The following is a 22,915-nucleotide window of genomic DNA, read 5'->3' on the forward strand; positions in this document are numbered from 1 at the left end:
CGTATGTTTAATGATATAGAAGAACTAATTGAAGATATCAAAAACGGAAAAAACGTCATTATCGTAGATGACGAAAATAGAGAAAATGAAGGAGATATTATTTGTGCAGCAGAATTTGCAACGCCAGAAAATGTTAACTTTATGGCTAAATATGCTAGAGGACTCATCTGTATTCCTATGACACGAGAATATACAAATAAGTTCGACTTATCTCAAATGGTTAATCGAAACACGGATGACCATGGTACTGCCTTTACCGTTTCAATCGATTTTAAAGATACAACTACAGGAATATCAGCTTATGAAAGATCGATCACAGCATTGAAGCTTGTGGAAGAAAAAACAGAAGCTAAAGATTTCAAGCATCCGGGTCATATGTTTCCACTTGAAGCAGTAAAAGGAGGTGTTCTAAAAAGAATTGGGCATACAGAAGCGACAGTCGACCTCGCTCGTCTTGCCGGCTTAAAGCCAGTTGGATTGTGTTGTGAAATCATGAATGAGGATGGAACAATGGCAAGAAGGGATGACCTAATCAGTTTCGCGTCTGAGCATGGGTTGAAAATTGGTACGATCAAAGATTTAGTGGAGTATCGAAAGAAAACGGAACAAGTAATGAGTAAGGATTCTGTTGCGAAATTGCCAACGAAGTACGGAGAATTTACGATACACTCTTATCAGCATGCTTATACGAATGAGCATCATATCGCGCTTGTAATGGGAGATGTCAGTGACGGAGAGCCGGTGTTGTGTAGAGTGCACTCGGAATGTCTGACAGGAGATGTTTTTGCATCGAAAAAGTGTGATTGTGGAGAACAACTAGAATTAGCCATGAAGAAGATTGCAGATGAAGGTAGAGGGATTCTACTATATATGAGACAAGAGGGTAGAGGCATAGGCTTGATCAATAAAATTAGAGCATATGCTCTACAAGATCAAGGTCACGATACGATTCAAGCCAATATACTATTAGGATTACCAGTCGATGCTAGAGAGTATCATGAGTGTAAACAAATTTTCGATGATTTGAGAGTCAATCGACTAAATTTGATGACAAATAATCCTTTAAAAGTATCTAGTTTAAAAGCCTATGGATTAACGATTGAAAATAGAGTACCTATCAGTATAGAATCAAATATCTATGACCAGGCTTATCTACGAACAAAAAAAGAAGAAATGGGTCATTACTTATAATGATACCTTTTATGGAGGAAAAAATATGAAAGTATTAGAAGGAAATTTGATTGCAGAAGATTTGAAAATTGGAATTGTCATTGCTCGATTTAATGAATTTATCGGGTCCAAATTATTGGACGGGGCAGTAGATGCACTCATTAGACATGGTATGAAAGAAACGGACATTGATGTTGCATGGGTACCGGGGGCGTATGAAATTCCTTTGGTGGCTAAAAAGATGGCGGCTACAGGTCAGTATGATGCAGTCATTACACTTGGTGCGGTTATTAAAGGATCAACTTCACACTATGATCATGTTTGTGCTGAAGTATCAAAAGGCGTGGCTTCAGCTTCTGACAGTACAGGCGTACCCGTGTTATTCGGCGTACTCACAACGTATACAATCGAACAAGCGATTGAAAGAGCGGGAACCAAAGCAGGAAATAAAGGCTTTGAAGTAGCTACAGGAGCGATTGAAATGGCTAACTTGATGAAACAATTTTAAGATGAACATGGAAAGAAAAACGGGATAAAATAGGCAATATTTGGTTAAAATAAAAAGAGTGAAATCTGCTATAAGATTTCACTCTTCTTTTACATAAAATGACGATAATTACATAAATTTTTAAAAAAAATTGACAATCACTGTGACGAATTGTATCCATCAAGATAAAGGGGATAATGAAATTATCTATAAACGCCTGAAATTGTATGTTATAATTCTATAAAAATTAAGCGGTTACATATAAGGGGCGGTTAGATTGACGGATTTTTTAACTAAAGGTGTTTGGAGTACGAAGCCAGCTGAGAAGTGGGAAGACGGTTATATCGTTGGGAATGGTGCTTTGGGCGGCATATTATTTGGTTCGCCAAATGTATTCAGCTTAGTCGCAAACCACCACACATTATTTCTAAAACAAAATAAGATGAACAACATTCCAGATATGTCAGATCACTTGGACTCGCTTAGAGCGGTCATTGAAGCAGAAGGTTATCAAAAAGGTGTCGAATACTTTGAAAAAGTCGCTTTAGAAAAAGGCTATCAAGGGTTAACGATGAGTGATCCTTACCATCCGGGCAGTGAGATTCAGTTAGAGATAGAAGTAGACGGAAAATTTGTTACTGACTTTCAGCGACAACTAGACTATGAAAAAGGTCTAGCGATTGAGACTTTTGAGGCAAAAAAGCAACGATTCAAAAAGACACTCTTTTGTTCCAAAGCAAACGGAGCGTTGTATTTAAAAATTGAATCGAATGATCCTTTCGATGTATCTTTTTCGCTGAAAGATTATCAGAACCCTGAGCTGAATCAGGAAATCGTTCAAATGACAGAATGTAGACTCGTTCAAAAATCGACCTATCTTGATCAAACTAGTTACGTCTCTAGCTTGGACTGGACCATTTCAGAAGGAACCGTTGCTGTTCATCAAAATCAAGTTGAAATCAATCAGACAAGATCCGTCTGTTTTGCTTTATCTATCCATCCGGAAGCTATAACCAATAGTGTGGATGATTTTGACCAGATTCAGCGAGTGCACCTTCAGGAATTCCAAGCAACTTACAATCAAGTTTCATTAACGCTTGTTAATGATGAAGAGAGAAGAAAGTCTTTGAAAGAAATTGTTGAAGAGATGCGCGAAACGCATACTGTTCCTTTGGTGCTGTATGAGAAACTGTACGATGCAAGTCGTTATGTCATCCAATCTATGACTGGGGAAGCTCTGCCAAACCTTCAAGGGATTTGGGGCGGAGACTTTTCGCCTGCCTGGAGTGGGGATTACACCTTGGACACCAACGTTCAGCTTGCTATTGCTTCTTTAGCTAGTCTTGGATTGTTTGAACAGTTTGATGGCTTGTTCAACAAAATGGCAGACTATGACGAGGATTTCAAAGAGAATGCTGCTCGTTATTATGGATGTCGCGGATACCTAATGCCTGTTCATGCAAGTACACGTGCGCTCCATGTGCATTGGAATAGCGAATGGCCGATGGTTCTATGGACTGCCGGGGCGGGTTGGATGAGTCACTTTTACGATGAGTATTTTGAATATACACAAGACAAGATTTTTCTAAAAGAAGTTACGATACCTTTTTATATTGAAACACTCTTGTTCTACGAGGATTTCTTAACGATTCAAAAGGGAAAAGTCCATTTGCGACCAAGCTACTCCGCTGAGAATGGAATGGGGGATACGGCGACAATGGATATCGCCGTCATCAAAGAAACGATTTGGAATCTACAAAAAGCTTATCAGCTACTTGATGAACCAGTCCCTGAAAAATATGAGGTATTATTGACCCAGCTACCGGATTACATGATGGATTCGGATGGTATTTTAAAAGAATGGATTGATGAAACCAAGGCCGAGCACTTTAATCATCGTCATTTTTCTAATTTGTATCCTGTATTTCAAAGCAAAGAAATTGACCGTAAATCACCTATTTTATGGGAAGCAGCGAATAAAGCATTCGATAAACGAATCGAAGCTTGGTTGTTGAGTGAAGATGGCGATACAAGTTCTTCTCACGGTAGAATTCATGCAGCAATGTGTGGAATTGCGCTTGAAAGACCCAATGAAGTGGAAGCTGCGTTGCGCGAACTCGTTATCAATGAATCTTTTTTCCCGTCGCTTGCGACAGCTCACTATAACCAAGCTCATGTGTTCAATGTGGATGCAAATGGCTCTTTCCCTAAAGTCCTTCATGATGCTCTGATCTATTCAGAGGCAGATGACGTTTTGACATTATTTAAAGCAACACCGAGTTGGTTGAATAAGGGATCTTTAAAAGGGATTCGCTTGCCCAAAAATATACGCGTGGAAAAACTGGATTGGGATTTAGTAGGGAAAGAAAAAACCTGCCGTTTAACCTTACAGTCGGACCTAGACCAGACGGTTTCAGTTCAGTTGCAGCAGCAATATACTCAGAGAAAAACAAATATAGATGACATACAAGTCGTTTTGACCAATCAAAAAGCGCAAACGATTGACTTACAGTTCACCACGCTAGAGGATGTGTCTGATGGAGAAACCAACTAAACAAGGACGTTACATTTCGATCAAGCAAAAATTACTTGGTTCTTATTTCATCATGCTGATTATTCCAATTTTGCTTGTTGGCATTTATTTGACAGCTAGTATCCGAACCAATCTGATCAACAATAAAATGGCGGAGATTGAAAATAACAACGAGCGGATCCAAATGGACTATGTAACGCTTTTGTCGTCCGTCACGAATGTTTCTGACTGGATTTATCAGGATGGAGACTTAGCTGATCTTGTTCAAACGCAATACGCAAATCCTTTTGATGTATACGAAGCTTACCAGCGCTACCAGATGTTTGAAGATTATTTGCGATACTATGATGAAATTGAGCACATTCGCTTTTACGTTGATAATGACACACTGACAAGTACGACAGGCATTTATAACGCTAACGAAACCATCAAAAATACCGATTGGTACCAAAGCAGTGTAAGTGGAAATGGTGGCATCGAATGGCTCGTTTTGGAAGACGGGATTACAAAAGATCAGCATTTGAACCTGATTCGTTCGGTCTATCGAAACTACGAGCTAGTCGGTGTGCTGACGATTGCAGTAAATGAGAACATGGTCAAAAGTCTGCTAGCTGATTCAGCGAGTACCGTCTTTATCACATTGAACAACCAAACCCCGCTTTACAGCTATCCTGAATATGACAATATTCAGGATACGTATAACCAATATAGACCCGTTCTAGACGCCGTTGAAGACACAGAAGGCAATTATGAAGCACTCGACTCTCAGCGGTATGACCGAGAATTTACCTTGAACATTCGAGACGTTCACATTCCTAAAACCTTAGATTCTCAAATGCAGGTCGTGGGTGTCGTACCTACGGATAGTATATTGCAGGATGTGAATAGAAATTTACGATTAGCCTACATGATCATTTTAGCGGTTTTAAGTATGAGCATATTGATGCTGGCGATTTTCATTCGAACCTTTAACAAACGGATCATCAAATTGAAAAACGCAATGACAATGGTGGCTGCCGGACAATTTACGATTCCGCCTTCCATCAAAGGTAATGACGAGTTATCTGATGTATACAAACATTTGGTGATGACAACGAGAAGTATCGAAGACCTGATGAAACTGAATGCGGAACATATTGTGAATGAGAAAGACTGGGAGCTGCAAGTAAAAGACGCACAGTTCAAAATGCTCGCAAGTCAGATCAATCCCCATTTCTTGTATAACACACTCGAAATGATTCGAATGAAAGCACTAAGAAATCAGGACCGAGAAGTCGCGGAAATTGTCATGATTCTCAGTAAACTGATGCGAAAATCATTGGAAAGAAAACAGAAAGAAACGAAATTGAGTGAAGAGCTCGAATTCACTGAACTGTATTTACAAATTCAAAAACTGAGATTCGGTGAACATATTGATTACGAAATCGAAAATACTACCCAACACGACTACACGATCGTACCATTGATCATTCAGCCACTTGTGGAAAATTCCTTTATTCATGGGATTGAACCAAAGATTGATAAAGGGAATATTAAGATTAAAGTAGTAGAAGTAGACGGTTACCTTGAGATCACAGTAAAAGATAATGGAATTGGAATGAAGTTAGATCAGTTGGAACAGATTCGAGCGCTATTGGCCTCTAATGGGGATAGTAGTCATCTAGGGGTTTACAATGTACACCAGCGTATACGGTTCACCTATGGTCCAAGTTCTGGATTATCTATCGATAGCGTTGAAGGAGAAGGCACAGTAGCGAAGATCAGATTACCTATACAAGAACACCTTAATCGACAGGAGGAATAACATGTACACGGTTGTTTTAGTGGACGATGAACCGATTGTAAGAGAAGGCATGGCGTATATTATTGATTGGAAAAAAGAAGGGTTTCAAATTATCGATTCTGTAGATAATGGTGTAGCAGGACTGGATGTTATTGAAGAAAAAAAGCCAGATCTAGTGATCACAGATATTAGAATGCCAGGATTAAATGGTCTAGAGATGGTCGAAGCAGCAAAAAAGCGTCAACTACATTCGAAATTCATTGTATTATCGGGCTATTCAGATTTTGAGTATGCACAAAAATCTGTGTCCTTAGGGGCGCTCCATTATTTACTGAAGCCAATCGATGATGTGCAGCTCACAGAAATTTTGAGAAAAATCAAATCGCAAATTGAAGAAGAGCAAACGAGAAAGACAGAACGTACACATGTAGAGAAATACTTGTTTGCAAATCAATTATTCTCTTACATCATGTATAGAGAAAAAGCATTTGATCTAAGTCTCTTAAATCGATATCAGACATTTCGATTGATGAAAATTTCTAGTAGTGAAGCCCGTGTCGATCTGCAGGTGCTGTTGGATTTTGAAAAAACATTGATTGGAGAAGAACACTTTTATACGTATACTGATGGCAGAACAATCTTATTGCTGATCTGTAGCGAAGAACAGCATCAATTCGAGCGTGTCGTGAGACGTTTCAGCGAAGTAGAAAGTGTTCAGTTGAAGATCAGCTCAGTGACCGAAAAAAGTGAAGAACTGCCGGTCCTTTATGACGAAATCAGAGGACTGGATAACTTATCTTATATTTTTCCGAATGAACAAATACTACTCAGCTCTCTTTTAAAAAAGAAAGCGGCTTATCCACTCTCGGTCAATCAGTTACTGACAAAACTCAAAAAAGCGATCAAAGATAACAATAAAAAACAAATCGAGAGCGTATTAGATGAATGTGTCGCGTTCTTTCAACATTCAAACAAATCAGTTGAAGAAGTTAAAAGAGATTGGTCATATATTTTTATTGAATGTGTTGAATTTCTAGAAGAAAGTATGCATAAACCAGTCAAGGAAATTGAAAAAGATAAAATCTTATCTATTATCTGGAAAGAGTCTTCTATTGACCAGACAGCTCACTTCTTGAAATTCACTTTCTACGATTTTGGCAGATTTTTCTACGAAGCTTTCGAAAAACAAGATATCGTAGAAGAGATCAAACGATATACAAGGAAAAATTATCATTTAAATTTGAATTTAAAAGAATTGGCACAATATTTTAACTACAGTCAATCTTATTTAGGGAAGAAATTCAAAGCAGATATGAAAGTCAGTTACCATGACTATCTGGATACAATCAGACTTAATAAAGCGAAGCAGTTTCTAGAAGAAGGTTCACTGTACGTTTACGAAATTGCCAAGATGGTTGGGTATTCCAATTATGATTATTTCCATAAGAAATTCAAAAAACAGTTTGGGGTTAGTCCAAAAGGCTACCAGAAAAACCAGCAGGAGGAAGTTGAATGAAAGAGAAAAGTTCCACAGACACACTTTTTTATAAGGTTACTCAGCACATCTACTACTTTTTATTAACGAATGCCTATTTTCTAGTCAGCAATACACTGATCCTACTGGCGCTTATTCTATTACCGCTGAGTATTTCTAATGTACTCATTTACGGGGTGGCACTGATTCCAACTGGTGCGAGCTTGACTGCGCTTTTTTATGCGATGGGGAAACTCTACAGAGAAAAGACGATTCAGCCCACAAAGGACTACTGGAAAGCCTACCTAGATAACTTCAAGGAAAGCACGAAGTATTGGTTGATTATGATTGCTTTACTTATCGTTTTAAGCGTAGATATCTTATACGTACTAGAACGCGGGTGGATTTTTTTAACGGTCGTTAGCTTGATTGTATTAGCGATTATGATGGTGACCATGATTTATGCTTTCTCAATTCTAGCGCGCTTTGAAGTGACCACTAAAAATCTTATGATTTTTTCCATCCTACTACTCTTCAGAAATAAACTAAACTCACTGTCTTTATTGTTTTTACTTGTCGCTTTTATAGTGATCCTTTATGGATTCGCTGGCTATGCGCTATTGTGCTTGTTTGCGATCGCCAGCTATTACTTTATGCGAAGCAATCATAAAGTACTGGAAAAGCTGATGCATGATTTTCAATGAGTTGAATAGGTTATCCGTAAAAAATGGTTACTTTTTGATAAAGTGTCCATTTTTTACTATGTTGAGGGCTGAATAGTACTATATTAATTGTAAGCGTTATCAATTATTATAAGGATAAGAAATAAAACAAAGAGGGTGGTATAGATGGAATCTTCCAAAGTAATGGACGTGGAGAAGCAGGGATTGGTCAAATCTAGGCCAAGAAAAATACCGAAAAAAAGAATTACATGGGCAGCTATTAAACGACAAAAACTATTAATCTTAATGACCTTACCATTTGTTATCTGGTTATTGATTTTCGCTTATACACCACTGATTGGGTGGTTGGTAGCCTTTCAGGAATACAGACCGCAAAACGGATTTTTCGGATCTGATTGGGTAGGGCTCAAGCAATTCACGGCACTATTCAATGACTCACTATTTTACACAGCATTAAAAAACACATTAGGCATGGGTGGATTAGGACTCATATTCGGAACAGGTACAGCTATCTCGTTTTCTCTATTACTGAATGAATTAAGATTTTCAAGGTTCAAAAAGTTCACACAAACAATTTCCTATTTACCACATTTCGTATCTTGGGTTGTTGTAGCAAACTTAGTCACAACCGTTCTAGCCAATACAGGTGTCGTCAATGAGCTATTACAATTCTTAAACATTACAAGTTCGCCCATTAACTTTATGGCTAAACCGAATATGTTCTGGGGAATTGTAACAGGTGCAGATGTTTGGAAGTCAACAGGCTGGAATGCCATCATTTACTTATCAGCGATGACAAGTATTGATCAGGAAATGTACGAAGCCGCTCATGTGGATGGGGCAAGTCGTCTCCAGAAAATGTGGCACATCACGTTACCATCAATAAAAGGGATTATCGTGATTCTGATGATTATGAATATCGGAAATGTTATCAATATCGGATTTGAACGACAAATGCTTTTAGGAAATAACATTGTAGCAGATGCAGCGATTGTTATCGAAAAATATGCGTTAGATTACGGTATCGGAATGTTTAGGTACTCTTACGGTACAGCGATTGGGATCTTCAAATCTGTTATCTCTATTGCCTTGATTTTCACCTTTAATTCAATTGCTAAGAAAACCAGCGACATTTCAATTATGTAGAAAGGAGGGTCAATATGGATACACCAATGAAAAAAGTTGTGACAAAGAAAAAGAAGAAAAAATGGAGCGACCGCGCAACCCCACTAGATTATGCGATTGCAGTACTGATGGTTATCGTTGTCATCGTGACACTTTATCCTTTCCTACACGTACTTGCAATTTCTTTCAATAGTTCTGTAGATACAGCAAGAGGGGGGCTAACGATTTTCCCGAGAGAATTCACTTTACAGAATTATCGGGAGGTATTTGGTTCTAATAATAATCTATTGATTGCGTTTAGGAATTCCGTATTAAGAACCGTTCTTGGAACGATTTCAGCAACATTTTGTTGTGCGGTATTAGCCTATATTTTAAGTAGAAAAAGCTATGTATTAAGAAGACCACTGGGTATTCTACTTGTTTTAACGATGTATGTAAGTGGAGGCTTGATTCCAACTTACTTGGTTATTAGAGGTTTAGGGCTGGTCAATACATTTTCTGTATACATTATCCCAGGACTAATTAATGCTTTCAATGTCATAGTGATAAGATCCTTTATTGATGGCTTACCAGAAGCACTGGAAGAATCCGCTAAAATGGATGGCGCAAACGAGATTACAATTTTCTCTAAAATCATCATGCCGCTTTGTGTACCAGTACTTGCGACCGTTGCCTTGTTCGTAGCTGTTGGGCAGTGGAATAACTGGTTCGATACTTATCTTTATGCAGGGGCCAATGTCAATTTGACAACCTTGCAGTATGAATTGATGCAGATTCTGAACAATGCCTCTTCTATGAGAGCCGCGGATGTTAGTGGTCTAAGTCAAACAGGAGGAACCGCCATACGAGTCAATCCTGAATCCATTAGAATGGCCATCACGATCATCGTAACCTTCCCGATTGTCTGTGTATATCCATTCCTCCAGAAATACTTCGTATCTGGACTAACGCTTGGCGCAGTAAAATAATCAATGAGCTTGAGCAGTTTTAAAAAAGAAGAGGAAAAGAGGAGAAAATAATGAAAGCACTTACGTTAAAAAGCACAATTATGTTGTCCAGTTTATTCTTGTTAGCAGCTTGTGGTAATGGTAACAGTGATGGTGAAGGCAATTCAGGATCAGCTGATGGTGATGATGACGTACTGACACTCACTATGTTCAGTGCAGATATGAGTCAAAATGACCCATTCGATAATGCTGTGGCACAAGAAATTCTTGAAAAAACAGGTGTGAAACTCGAATTTTCTTATCCAGTTGGGGGAGATGACCAAGAAGCTGTTGCACTGATGATTGCCAGTGGGGATTATCCAGACTTGATTTATGGAAAAGGGGGAATCAATCAACTAATTGATTCTGGTGGTGTGATTCCTTTAGAAGATATGATCGAAGAAAAGGGAGACAATATTAAAGCCATGTACGGCGATCAGTTAGATCGTTTAAGACGTAGTTCAGATGATCCAAGTATTTACCATGTAGGAACTGCTGGTGTTGAAAATATGTATCTAGAAACAAGTGGTACTTTGAGACTTCAAATGGAAGTTTTAAAGGAGCTTGGTTATCCAGAAATCAATACGCTTGAAGATTACGAAAATGCCTTAACAGAATATATAGAAATGCATCCAACTAATGAAGAAGGCGAACCATGGATTCCACTGTCTCTTTCTGGTAGTGACTGGCGTTGGTTGATTACAGTTGGAGATCCAGCAAGTGCAGTAGGCGGTATTGAAGGTGATGGTCAATGGTATGTAGCAGATGACGGAGAAGCAACGTATAAATTCCAGCGTCCAGAGTTAAAACAATACTTTGAATGGTTGAACGGCATGAATGCGAAGGGCATGTTGGATGAAGAGTCATTCACACATACAAATGACACATACGTATCTAAACTTTCTTCTGGTAATGTACTTGGTATTGCCGATCAGGACTGGAACTTCACAGAAGCAGAAGCAGCACTCAGAGCAGATGAAGATGAGTGGTCTTTATGGGCACCACTACCTGTAGGTTTGGACGAAGATACTGAAGTTCAAACATTGAAAGATTATGGCTTCACAGGGATGACAGGTGTGTCTATTACATCTGGATCAGAACATCAAGAAGAAGCTTTTGAGTTCTTAGATTGGTTTGCAACAGAAGAAGCTCAGATCTTAATGAACTGGGGTGTTGAAGGCGTCCATTATGAAATCGTAGACGGCAAACGCGTTCAATTAGAAGAAGACCTTAAAAATGCTCAAACGAATCCAAACTATTCAATCGAATCAGGAGTTGGAGCTTATATCCACCCGTTCCCACAATGGGGTTCTGCAGCAGAAGATTCTAACGGACAAACAATCGGTAGAATGGGCGCAGATGACATTATCGCACAGTATTCTGAACCTGAAAAAGAAGCACTGGAAGGATATGGGGTTGATCTTTGGGTAGATTTATTCCCAGCAACTGAAGACCTTGAAACACCGAAACATGGTCGTGCTTGGGAGATCGCTTTACCGACAGGAAGTAACGTTAATGTGATTCAACAAAGAGCAGATGACTACACAACTCAAAAAATCACAGAAGCTATCCTAGCAAATCCAGCAGATTTTGATGGTATCTGGGAAGAAATGCAAGCTGAATTGGAATCAATGGGTATTGAAGATGCAAATGCTGAAATGACGGAAATCATTAGAGGTAGACTAGAACTATGGGGAGAAACTGAATAACTTGTTCAACCAGATGAAAAGTATATATCCTCCTTTTATAGGAACATATACTTTTCATCTCTTTTTTTATCAGACTGTGAAGGAGCATGAACGATGGCCTATATTTGTTTTGACATCGGTGGTACCAACTGTAAGCACGCTTTAATCAATGATAAGGGCGATATTTTAAAACAAGGATTTTTTCCAACAATTCATACTAATACAGAAAATTTTGTCGCATCGATGGTTAATCAGATCCTCTTGTATGAAAAAACAAAGACCATTCAAGGAGTAGGCGTGAGTATTCCTGGCGTAGTGGAAAGAGGTACAGGGAAACTGATTACAGCTGGAGCAATTTTACATTTGTATGGAAAAAACATACAAGAATTGTTGCTTCAGTACATATCGTATCCAATTTTTGTGGAGAACGATGCAAAATGTGCATTAATGGCTGAGCTAACATTTGGTGCAGCCGAAGGACTGAGAGATGTTGTCTTGATGACCGTAGGGACAGGAATCGGAGGCGCCGTTGCTTATGACCAAAATATTTTGTATGGAAATGAGTACAAAATCGGAGAGTTTGGCATGATGCGTATGGGGATTGACCAACACCCCGACAAAACGATGCATGAATACGCTTCTACTGCCGCTTTGATTCGAGAATATAAAGCACTGAAAAATGTTTCACAAGAAACATTGGTGGATGCTCGAACGATTTTAGAAGAGATGAATACGGATAATGAAGTTAACGCGCTCGTTGATCGCTGGACGTATTACCTAGCGACAGGCCTATTCAATGTTTCAGTCTCGTTTAATCCACAAAGAATCGTTATCGGCGGTGGGATTAGTGCGAATCCTAAACTGCTTCCAATCCTCAAAAAGCAATTGGAAAAAAATATTCACTGGGATGACCACCGCACAGAAATCGAAACAGCAGTTTATAGAAACGATGCGGGTATTATTGGAGCGTGGATCTTTTTAATAGATAAAATCAATACAAAAATAAGCGAAGAAAAAGGAGCCTAACATGTATCAAGAGAAACTAGATGCATTCCCGTCATCTTTTTTATGGGGAGCAGCTTCGGCGGCTTACCAGATAGAAGGGGCGTATGATACAGATGGAAAGGGACCGTCTATCTGGGATGAATTCACTAAAATAGAAGGCAAGACGTACGAAGGTACCAATGGAGATGTGGCAATCGATCACTACAACCGCTACAAAGAAGACGTCAAACTGATGACGGATATGGGATTAAAAGCTTACCGTTTCTCCGTGTCATGGGCTAGAATATTGCCGGATGGAGAAGGTCAGGTTAACGAAGAAGGATTAGCTTTCTACGAAAATCTAGTAGATGAACTGAACAAATACGGAATTGAACCGGTGTTGACTTTATATCACTGGGATTTACCGCTTGCACTTCAAGAAAAATATAATGGCTGGGAATCTAGAGAGACGATTTCGGCTTTCAAAGAATATTGTAAAGTGCTTTATGAACGATTAGGAGAAAAGGTGCGTTATTGGGTTACTTTTAATGAACAGAATGTCTTTACAAGCATGGGCTATAGATGGGCAACACATCCGCCAAATGTAACGGATACGAAGCGGATGTTTGAAGCCAATCACATTATCAATCTGGCGAATGCAGAAGCTATTGTTTTATTCAAAGAAATGGTTTCTAATGGAAAGATTGGTCCAAGCTTCGGTTACGGCCCGGTTTATCCACTGACTGCAGATCCAAGTGATGTGCTAGCAGCAGAAAATGCGCATGAATTTAGCAATAGTTGGTGGCTAGATGTTTATTGTAAAGGGAGATATCCAGTAGCGGTCTTCAAACAGCTGGAGCGCAAAGGTATCGCACCGACTGTAACACCAGAAGACAAGGAACTACTAAAAAAAGCAAAACCAGACTTTCTTGGAATCAATTATTATCACGGTGGAACGGTTAAGCAGAATAAGATTGAAAAGCCTGCGCAGGATAATGAACAGGATAAGAAATTCTCGTCAACGGATCCTTACTTGATGCAACCAAAAGAAGAACAATCGCAAAGTCCTGAGATTCCAATGTATCAATCACTTGATAATCCATATCTTGAAAAAACAGAATGGGGCTGGGAAATCGATCCAGTTGGTTTCCGTTTAGCACTTAGACAAGTTTACGCAAGATATGGCCTTCCGATTTTCGTAACAGAGAACGGCTTAGGTGCAAAGGATATGCTGACAGAAGAAGGCGAGATCAATGACGATTACCGCATTGATTACCTTAATCAACACGTTGTCGAGATGAAAAAAGCCATTACAGATGGCGTAGAAATGATTGGCTATTGTGCTTGGTCGTTCACGGATCTACTAAGCTGGTTGAATGGCTACAAGAAACGCTATGGTTTTGTTTTCGTCAACCGAACAGAACAAGATGAAAAAGATTTGAAGAGAATACCGAAGAAAAGCTATTTCTGGTACAAAGATGTCATCGAACAAAATGGCGAAAATATAAAATAGGAGTGACAGGATGAAGTTTCTAGACGGAGGATGGCTGGTTAAAGAAGGATACGAAGTTGATTACCCAGCCCATGTATATGCAACAAGAAAAACAGATAAAAAACTAACCGTGTATGCACCATTCAGACATATCGCAGATAAAGGTGGTACGTTGGATGGAGGCATGATGACGGTAGAACTGAGTTCACCACACGAAAATATTATAGGTGTCAAAGTTTATCATCACAAAGGATCTGTTGCAGTAGGCCCATCATTTGAACTGAATAAACAAAATCCTTCTGTTGAAATTACGGATGGAGAAACAGAAGCTTCACTGAAAAGTGGCGCACTTTCTGCTCACGTTAAAAAAGGCAATCAATTTGAAATTAGTTTTGAAAAAGACGGAGAAGTGTTAACCTCCAGTAAATCTAGAGGGCAAGCGTATATTCGCAAGCCACTTGAAAATCAATCTTATATCAGTGAACAACTAACCATCGACGTAGGTGAACTGGTTTATGGACTAGGCGAACGTTTTACTTCTTTCGTTAAAAATGGCCAGACAGTCGATATCTGGAATGCAGATGGTGGAACAGGAACAGAACAAGCCTATAAAAATATTCCTTTTTATATGACAAATAGAGGCTACGGCATATTCGTCAACAGTCCTAAAAAAGTCAGTTACGAAATCGGGAGTGAAAAAGTATCTCGCGTGCAATTCAGCGTGCCTGGAGAAGAAATGGAGTACTTTATCATTGCAGGTGACTCGATGAAAGAAGTGCTTGAAAATTACACGAATTTGACCGGTAAGCCGGCACTTCCACCAGCTTGGTCATTTGGGTTATGGATGAGTACCTCTTTCTTGACGGATTACGATGAAGCAACGGTCAATCACTTTGTCGATGGCATGATTGACCGAGACATTCCTTTGGAAGTTTTCCATTTCGACTGCCTGTGGATGGAAGAATATGAATGGGTCAACTTTGAATGGGACAAGCGTACATTCCCAGAACCACAGAAAATGCTGACAAGACTTAAGGAAAAAGGGCTTAAAATTTGTGTCTGGATCAATCCGTATGTTGGGCAAAAATCACCATTATTTGACGAAGGAATGGAAAAAGGCTACTTTATCAAACGACCTAATGGAGACGTTTGGCAGTGGGATAAATGGCAAGCAGGACTAGCGATTATTGATTTTACCAATCCAGAAGCCGTTACGTGGTATCAAAATCACCTAGCGAAATTGATGGATATGGGTGTCGATTCGTTTAAAACCGATTTTGGTGAACGGATTCCAGTAGATGCTGTCTACTATGATGGATCAGATCCTGAACGGATGCACAACTATTACACACAATTGTACAATCAAATTGTTTTTGACTTATCAAAATCTAAAAACGAAAACAACGAAGCGGTTGTCTTTGCTCGCTCTGCGACAGTAGGGGGACAGAAATTCCCAGTCCACTGGGGCGGAGATAGTACGTCAGATTATCCATCCATGGCAGAGTCATTAAGAGCGGGCTTATCCTTTGGTATGAGCGGATTTGGTTATTGGAGTCATGACATTGGTGGATTTGAAGAAGGGTGTACACCTGACTTGTACAAGCGCTGGACACAATTTGGCCTACTTTCTTCTCATAGTCGGTACCATGGTAGTAAAGAATACAAAGTGCCTTGGATCTACGATGAAGAAGCAGTAGATGTCACACGTAGCTTTACAAAACTGAAATTGAGCTTGATGCCGTACTTGATGAATCAAGCCGTTGTAGCGACTGAAGGAATACCAATGATGCGCTCGATGGTTCTTGAATTCCCAGAAGACATGACGAGCCATACGCTCGATAGACAATTTATGTTGGGTGATTCTTTATTAGTAGCGCCAATTTTTAATGATAAGGGAACGGTTAGTTATTACGTACCTGAAGGCACATGGACGAACTATTTGACGAATGAGAAAATCGAAGGTGGAAAATGGCATAACGAAACACACGGCTATGATAGATTGCCACTACTCGCTAGACCGAATAGTATTATTGTTGAAGGAAATCAAAATACACAAGCAGAATATAACTATGCCGAAGCCGTTACTTTGCATGTCTTTGAATTGTCTGTTGGTGCAATAGCCAAAACGCGTATTGTAGACCGTTCAGGTAAAGTCATCGGAACAGCACACGTTCAATTTTCTGAAGGTGCTTATACAGTTAATGCTGAAAACATAGATGTAAAAGCTGTTTTATTCCATAATGTTCATGATGTAGATTCAGTTGAAAGTGGCAAGATGGAAGCGACTGATTTGGGTACAATGGTTTATCTAGATGGATCAGAATGTAAGATTCAGTTAACGAAATAAGATATTTCAGGAGGGCATCAATGAGTAAACAATTGTTTGACCGCATGCTATACGGAGGAGACTATAATCCAGAACAATGGCCAAAAGAAATTTGGGACGAAGACCTCCGTATGTTTAAAAAAGCCCATATCAATTCAGCGACGATCAACGTCTTTTCATGGGCGAAACTACAGCCATCTGAAGAAGAATATCATTTTGAAGAGCTGGATGAAATCGTTGAAAGACTCTCAAATGATGGCGTGGATATTGTATTAGCGACTTCTACAGCGGCTTTGCCAGCTTGGATGTGTAGAAAATATCCTGACGTTACTCGAGTAGATTTCGAAGGTAGAAAACATGGATTCGGACATCGACACAATCATTGTCCGAACAGCCCAAACTTCAAGCGATTCGCTAGTGAACTGGTCTATAAACTCGCTAAGCGGTATGGAGAGCATCCAAGTATCAAACTTTGGCACATTTCCAATGAATATGGTGGCGAATGTTACTGTGACAACTGTGCAAAAGCTTTCCGTGTTTGGGTAAAAAACAAATACGGTTCTATCGAAGCAGTTAATGAAGCATGGAACATGCATTTTTGGGGCCACACACTCTATAGTTTTGACGACATTATTCCTCCAAACTATTTAGGTGATGGGATCAGCGATACAGCCGCAGCCTTTGCAGGATTGTCGATTGATTATCGTCGATTCAATTCGGATGGTCTGCTGGATAATTACAAGATGGAACGAGATATTATTCGCTTGTTTGACGAGGAAACACCCGCAACAACGAATCTGATGGGAAGCTACAAGGGGCTTGATTACTTTAAGTGGGCAAAAGAGTTGGACATTGTTTCTTGGGATAATTATCCAAGTCACAATACCCCCCTTAGTCATGTAGCGATGAATCATGATTTAATGCGTGGACTGAAAGATGGACAAAGTTTCATGTTGATGGAACAAACGCCAAGCCAACAAAACTGGCAACCTTATAATTCATTAAAACGTCCTGGTAAGATGCGTGCGCAAAGTTACCAGACAATTGCTCATGGCGCTGATACGATTCAATTCTTCCAGCTTCGCCGCTCAAAAGGTGCCGTAGAAAAATTCCATGGCGCTGTTATTGAACATGCGGGATATGAAAATACGCGTGTCTTTAGAGAAGTCACGGCGCTTGGAAAAGAATTGGAACAACTGGGTGATCAGTTGATTGGTGCAGAAACGAAAGCCAAAGTAGGGATCTATTTTGACTGGGATACCTACTGGGCTTTAGAGTATACAAGTGGTCCGACGGTTGATCTGCGTTATGTTGAACAAATCCAGCACTATTACGACGCATGCTACGCTAAACAAGTAGCGGTCGATATGCTTCATGAAGGGTCCGATTTTAGTCAGTACGACGTCGTTCTTGCGCCTGTTTTATATATGGTAAAAGAAGGACTGACAGAAAAATTTGAGCAGTTTGTTGAAGCAGGCGGGACTTTTGTTACGACCTTTATGAGTGGAATTGTGGATCAAAGTGACAATGTTCATTTAGGCGGATATCCAGGTCCACTAAGAAATGTACTAGGTATCTGGGCAGAAGAAATCGATGCTTTAGCACCTGACCAAACGAATGCTGTGCATACACAATCAGAATTTTTCAAACAATCGACTTATACGTGTCGGATGTTATGTGTTCTCATTCATCCAGAAGCTGCAGAGGTCGTGGCGGAATACGGCTCCGATTTCTACAAAGGAATGCCGGCTGTAACGAAAAATGTATTTGGCAAAGGTGAAGCTTGGTATGTTGCGACCGTACCGGAACAAGGTTTGCTGAATGAATTGATTGGACATATACTAAATGAGAAAGCCATTGAAGGTTTTGATGATCTACCAGAAGGGGTAGAAATTGCTTGTCGCGTAAAAGAAGAGAAACACTATTACTTTGTGATGAATCATACTGAAACACGTCACGAGATCGATCTTCCATTCGAAGGATACAAGAACCTGCTGAATGATGAGACCGTGGAGAAGACGGTAACGCTTGAACCTTTTGCGGTAAACTTGCTTATCGCACCATAATCAGACGAATCATTTAGAACGACATCCGATGTTTTTACTGCTAAAAAACCGGGAGGACAGTCAATGATGAAAAGATTGATGGCAATACTCGCTACTTTAATGGTCGTGATACCTTGGGCTTCAACGAAGAAAGTTCATGCAGCAGAAGATACGCCGTCTCAGCGTTATGTAGAGGCGATGGGTAGTGGATGGAATCTAGGAAATACGTTTGATGGCTTTGATGAAGCGGGGGATACCGGCGAAACATCTTGGTCTAACCCAGTTGTGACAAGAGAACTGATTAGCAGCGTGAAAGACAAAGGTTACGACAGTATTCGACTGCCGTTCACGGCCCATATGCGCGTTGGAGGAGCGGAGTCTGATTATCAACTAGACGAAGCCTTCCTTGATCGCTATGAAGAAGTTGTCAACTGGGCATTGGAAGAGGATCTGTATGTCATGGTCAATGTGCACCATGATTCGTGGATTTGGCTAGCAGATTGGGATGGTAGTACAGAATCAGAAGACTATACGAAATACGTTCGAATCTGGGAACAGTTGGCAGATCATTTTAAAGACTATGACGAACGTGTCATGTTTGAATCGATTAACGAACCACAATTCTATACAGATGATGAAGCGACTGCTTTAAGTCATCTTGAAACAATCAACGATTCGTTCCATACGATCGTTCGAAACTCAGGTGGACAAAATGCAGAAAGAATGCTCGTTTTACCCACATTAGTGACTGATGCAGCGCAAAATAGATTGGATGCTTTGTACCAACAAATCATTGAATTTGAAGATGAGAATATTATTGCGACGATTCATTATTATAGTGAGTGGGTATTCAGTGCAAACTTGGGAACAACGGAGTTTGACGAAGAATTGTGGGATGGTGTCACTGCCAGAACCAGTTTGATCAGTGTGTTTGACCGCATTGCTGCGACCTTTACGGAAAATGGAATTGGTGTAGTGGTCGGAGAGTACGGTTTACTAGGTTATGATAAAGGTGACGAGGTAAACCAGTTAGGTGAAACGCTGAAATTCTTGGAGTTTATCAATTTCTATGCTGAGGAAAAAGGATTCAACCTGATTCTTTGGGATAATGGTCAGCATATCGATCGATATACGTACGAATGGAAAAATGCGTTATTTGGGAATATGATTGAAGCTTCAATGGAGGGGCGTTCTGCTTATTCAGAAGGATTGGATACAATATTCTTGAATCCTACAGACCTTGAAAGCGGTGTGAGTATTCCGCTGACATTGAATGGACGAGCACTGGAAGTGATTAGTGAAGGCGATACTGCCTTAACAGAAGGTGTGGATTACACGATTCAAGGAACGACGCTTCAACTAACAGAAGCTTATCTAAATCAATTGCTAGAAAGAACCAGTGGTGTGACAGGAAGCGAAACAAGCCTTAGAATGCAATTCAACGGTGGCGCAGACTGGTATCAAACGCTCGTTTATAGCGAAGCACCGGTGATGTCTGAAGCACAAGGCACGGTCAGCGAAGGCATCCGTATCCCAACAGCATTCAATGGAAGCCAACTGAAGTCAGTGGTTTCTCAAAATGAAGCAGGAGCCATTGTTTCAAATAACAACTGGTGGGGATTCCTAGAACACAGTAGTGAATTTTTACCCAATGAAGAGGAAAATACAGTGGATATGCTGGCAAGATATACGTCAATTCTGTCAGATGACCTGTATACTTTAACTTTTACTTATTATGATGGAACAGTGATTGAGTATCAATTGACCGTTCAAGATGGTGTGATCAGTGGCCAAGCTATAACGGCAGTGGATGTACCGGAAGAAGAACCGGAAGTCGTGCCAGATCCAGAGATAGAACCGGAACCAGAGACAGAGCTTCCAGTAGAGGAAGTGCCTGAAGCACCGGTTGAAGCAGTACCTGGAGAAGGGATTGACCCAGAAGTGCCCGTTGAAGAAGAACCAGCGACACAACCAGACGAAGAGGTTACCGTACCTGAAACGGAAAGTCCAACGGTAACGGAACCGGAAACAAGTCCGGAAGCTGTCGATGAAGACACTTCAGAGGATTTAAATGAAGAAGCAACTGAAGGCAGGAGTGAAGCTATTTCTAGTAGCGAAGGAGCTCATCATGTACGATTAACGGAGGAACCCACACGTTCTCACGGAAAAGAGGATGTGACTAAAGCACAGATGCTACCTAAAACAGGAATGGCGGTCCCGATTACCGGATTAGTCGGATCCCTATTTTTAAGTAGTGGCTTAGGTATGTTTTTCTGGAATAAAAAAAGAAAATAAAGCGAAAGACGCTGTGAGAAAAATCTCCTAGCGTCTTTTTGTTGAAAAGCGATAAAAAAGATCATTGAAAAAGTCTGGACAGTTCTCTACCATAAAGTGTAAATAACAGTAGGGAGCGATTTTTATGGCAAACATTGACGACTTTCAATCATTGGATATCAGAGTCGGAACGATACTAGAAGCGACGTTTTTTGAAGAAGCCAGAAAACCTGCTTATAAAGTACGCATTGATTTCGGCGATGAGTTAGGCGTTAAACAGAGTTCTGCACAAATTACAGATCGGTACGAATCCGAACAGCTTGTGGGAAAACAAGTCGTAGCGGTCACCAATTTCCCGCCTATGCGGATTGCGGGCTATAAATCTGAAGTATTGATTCTCGGAGGGGTACTCGCAAACGAACAAGTCGTCTTATTGAATCTGGATGAAGCAGTACCCAATGGGACGAAAATTAGTTGATACAACAAATAAAAAACGACCAAATAGCAGAAACGTGATCTGCGGTTCGGTCGTTTTTTAGTGCATCCTGTTTACGTTAACTCTTTTAAAAAGTCTCTTGCTGTTTGTAAATTCATGTGCGGTGCTTGCTTCAGTTGTTCCGCAACCTTTTCGACCTGTGGACCTTTAGCGCCAGCACTGATTGCAAGTGAACGAGCATGTAATCCCATATGTCCTTTTTGAATACCATCCGTAACCAGTGCTCTAACGGCAGCGAAGTTCTGAGCAAGACCTACGGATACTAAAATGCTTTCTAATCTTTTAGCATCGGGATCCATCATGATTTTTCGAGCTAATTTAGCACCAGGATGAATACTGATCGAACCACCAACGGTTCCAACCGCAAGCGGTAAAGTCAGTGTCCCAACTAAATCTCCTTGATCGTTGGCATGCCACTTAGAAAGTGCACGATATTGTCCAGAACGAGCGGCATAGGCGTGACTACCGGCTTCGATAGCTCTCCAGTCATTTCCAGACGCGATGACGACTGCATCGACGCCATTCATGATGCCTTTATTATGTGTGACCGCTCGGTAAGGATCCGCCCAGGATACTTGAGCCGCCTCAATAATCCGATCACGCACGTCTTCTCCAGAATACGTACCGGTTTTTAATTTGTGAGCCGGAATGGTACAAGTTGCTGTTGCCAAGCACTCAGTCGCATAGTTGGAAAGAATGCGTAATAATGCTTTGCCACCAGTTAGCTCTTCGATGTAAGGCGCAATACCTTCCATTATCGTGTTGACGATGTTGGCACCCATTGCTTCTTGTGTATCGATGTGAAGGTGAACGACTAAAAAGCTTGGCGTTCCTTCTTCAGGATCCGCTTCAAGTACGCGTGTTTCAATTGATTTTGCCCCACCACCACGCTTGACAATAGAAGGATGCGCTTCGTTAGCACGTTCCAAAATCGTTTGTTCAGCTTTCTTGATTTCAGAAATAGCATTTTCTATATGCTGAACGTTCTTCAAAGTCACTTGACCAATCATTAAACGATCGGTCACTGCAGTGGTAAAGCCACCAGCAGATCCAATCATCTTCGCCGCAAAACTAGCCGCTGCGATGACCGATGGTTCTTCGATTGCCATCGGCACAAGAACCTCTTCGTCATCGATTACAAAATTAGTTGAAACTCCTAAAGGAAGAGAGTAATTTCCAATATAGTTTTCAATCATATGCTCGCCAACTGAGGGATCTAAATCCAGACCTTCTTCAGTTAATAGAGTGGCTTCCTCTAAAGAAATCACACCTGCCTCTTTAAGTGCCACAACTTTTTCTTCATGTATTTTTTTATAGAATTTCGTTAACTTGCTCGTATCCATCTGGTTCTGTCCCTTCTGAATTTCGT

General features: G+C 40.3%; 16 protein-coding genes. 15 read left to right on the plus strand and 1 reads right to left on the minus strand.

What is annotated here, in order from left to right:
• Positions 1-3 precede the first annotated feature (3 nt).
• The 15 genes from LG377_RS01170 to LG377_RS01240 all read left to right on the plus strand — a co-directional run bounded on the left by LG377_RS01170 (position 4) and on the right by LG377_RS01240 (position 21,528).
• Positions 4-1,191: a bifunctional 3,4-dihydroxy-2-butanone-4-phosphate synthase/GTP cyclohydrolase II gene (locus tag LG377_RS01170; protein ID WP_225742906.1), complete on the plus strand. Its 1,188-nt coding sequence runs from the start codon at positions 4-6 to the stop codon at positions 1,189-1,191.
• Between the two features lie 25 nt (positions 1,192-1,216).
• Positions 1,217-1,678: a 6,7-dimethyl-8-ribityllumazine synthase gene (gene ribE, locus LG377_RS01175; RefSeq protein WP_225742907.1), complete on the plus strand. Its 462-nt coding sequence runs from the start codon at positions 1,217-1,219 to the stop codon at positions 1,676-1,678.
• Positions 1,679-1,934: 256 nt separating this feature from the next.
• Entirely contained in the window at positions 1,935-4,211 is a 2,277-nt protein-coding gene (locus LG377_RS01180; protein ID WP_225742908.1) for a glycoside hydrolase N-terminal domain-containing protein, read from the plus strand.
• Positions 4,195-5,994 (plus strand): histidine kinase, encoded by a 1,800-nt coding sequence (locus LG377_RS01185; protein ID WP_225742909.1) that lies wholly within the window; start codon positions 4,195-4,197, stop codon positions 5,992-5,994. Before LG377_RS01180 ends, LG377_RS01185 begins: the two co-directional genes overlap by 17 nt.
• 1 nt (position 5,995) lies before the next feature.
• Positions 5,996-7,489, plus strand: a complete 1,494-nt coding sequence (locus LG377_RS01190; RefSeq protein ID WP_225742910.1) for a response regulator — start codon at positions 5,996-5,998, stop codon at positions 7,487-7,489.
• A complete protein-coding gene (locus tag LG377_RS01195) occupies positions 7,486-8,151 on the plus strand; it encodes a DUF624 domain-containing protein (protein ID WP_225742911.1) in 666 nt (221 codons plus the stop codon). Before LG377_RS01190 ends, LG377_RS01195 begins: the two co-directional genes overlap by 4 nt.
• Positions 8,152-8,295: 144 nt before the next feature.
• A complete protein-coding gene (locus LG377_RS01200; protein WP_225742912.1) occupies positions 8,296-9,276 on the plus strand; it encodes a sugar ABC transporter permease in 981 nt (326 codons plus the stop codon).
• Positions 9,277-9,290: 14 nt separating this feature from the next.
• Positions 9,291-10,223 carry a carbohydrate ABC transporter permease gene (locus tag LG377_RS01205; protein ID WP_225742913.1) on the plus strand — a complete coding sequence of 311 codons (933 nt, stop codon included), beginning with the start codon at positions 9,291-9,293 and terminating at the stop codon, positions 10,221-10,223.
• Between the two features lie 50 nt (positions 10,224-10,273).
• A complete protein-coding gene (locus LG377_RS01210; protein ID WP_225742914.1) occupies positions 10,274-11,950 on the plus strand; it encodes an ABC transporter substrate-binding protein in 1,677 nt (558 codons plus the stop codon).
• 93 nt (positions 11,951-12,043) lie between these two features.
• Positions 12,044-12,955, plus strand: coding sequence for an ROK family protein (locus LG377_RS01215; protein WP_225742915.1), 912 nt, complete (start codon positions 12,044-12,046; stop codon positions 12,953-12,955).
• Position 12,956: 1 nt separating this feature from the next.
• Positions 12,957-14,426: a glycoside hydrolase family 1 protein gene (locus LG377_RS01220; RefSeq protein ID WP_225742916.1), complete on the plus strand. Its 1,470-nt coding sequence runs from the start codon at positions 12,957-12,959 to the stop codon at positions 14,424-14,426.
• Between the two features lie 10 nt (positions 14,427-14,436).
• Positions 14,437-16,752, plus strand: a complete 2,316-nt coding sequence (gene yicI / locus LG377_RS01225; protein ID WP_225742917.1) for an alpha-xylosidase — start codon at positions 14,437-14,439, stop codon at positions 16,750-16,752.
• A 20-nt stretch (positions 16,753-16,772) separates the two neighbouring features.
• Positions 16,773-18,797 (plus strand): beta-galactosidase, encoded by a 2,025-nt coding sequence (locus tag LG377_RS01230; RefSeq protein ID WP_225742918.1) that lies wholly within the window; start codon positions 16,773-16,775, stop codon positions 18,795-18,797.
• A 63-nt stretch (positions 18,798-18,860) separates the two neighbouring features.
• Positions 18,861-21,071: a cellulase family glycosylhydrolase gene (locus LG377_RS01235; protein ID WP_225742919.1), complete on the plus strand. Its 2,211-nt coding sequence runs from the start codon at positions 18,861-18,863 to the stop codon at positions 21,069-21,071.
• Between the two features lie 124 nt (positions 21,072-21,195).
• Complete coding sequence (locus LG377_RS01240; RefSeq protein ID WP_225742920.1) at positions 21,196-21,528, plus strand: tRNA-binding protein; 333 nt, start codon at positions 21,196-21,198, stop codon at positions 21,526-21,528.
• A 71-nt stretch (positions 21,529-21,599) separates the two neighbouring features.
• Here LG377_RS01240 and LG377_RS01245 read toward each other — a convergent pair whose 3' ends face one another.
• A complete protein-coding gene (locus LG377_RS01245) occupies positions 21,600-22,889 on the minus strand; it encodes a hydroxymethylglutaryl-CoA reductase, degradative (RefSeq protein WP_225742921.1) in 1,290 nt (429 codons plus the stop codon).
• Positions 22,890-22,915 lie beyond the last annotated feature (26 nt).

Origin of the sequence: Marinilactibacillus sp. Marseille-P9653 (genome assembly GCF_916618885.1) — a bacterium.
Classification (GTDB): domain Bacteria; phylum Bacillota; class Bacilli; order Lactobacillales; family Carnobacteriaceae_A; genus Marinilactibacillus.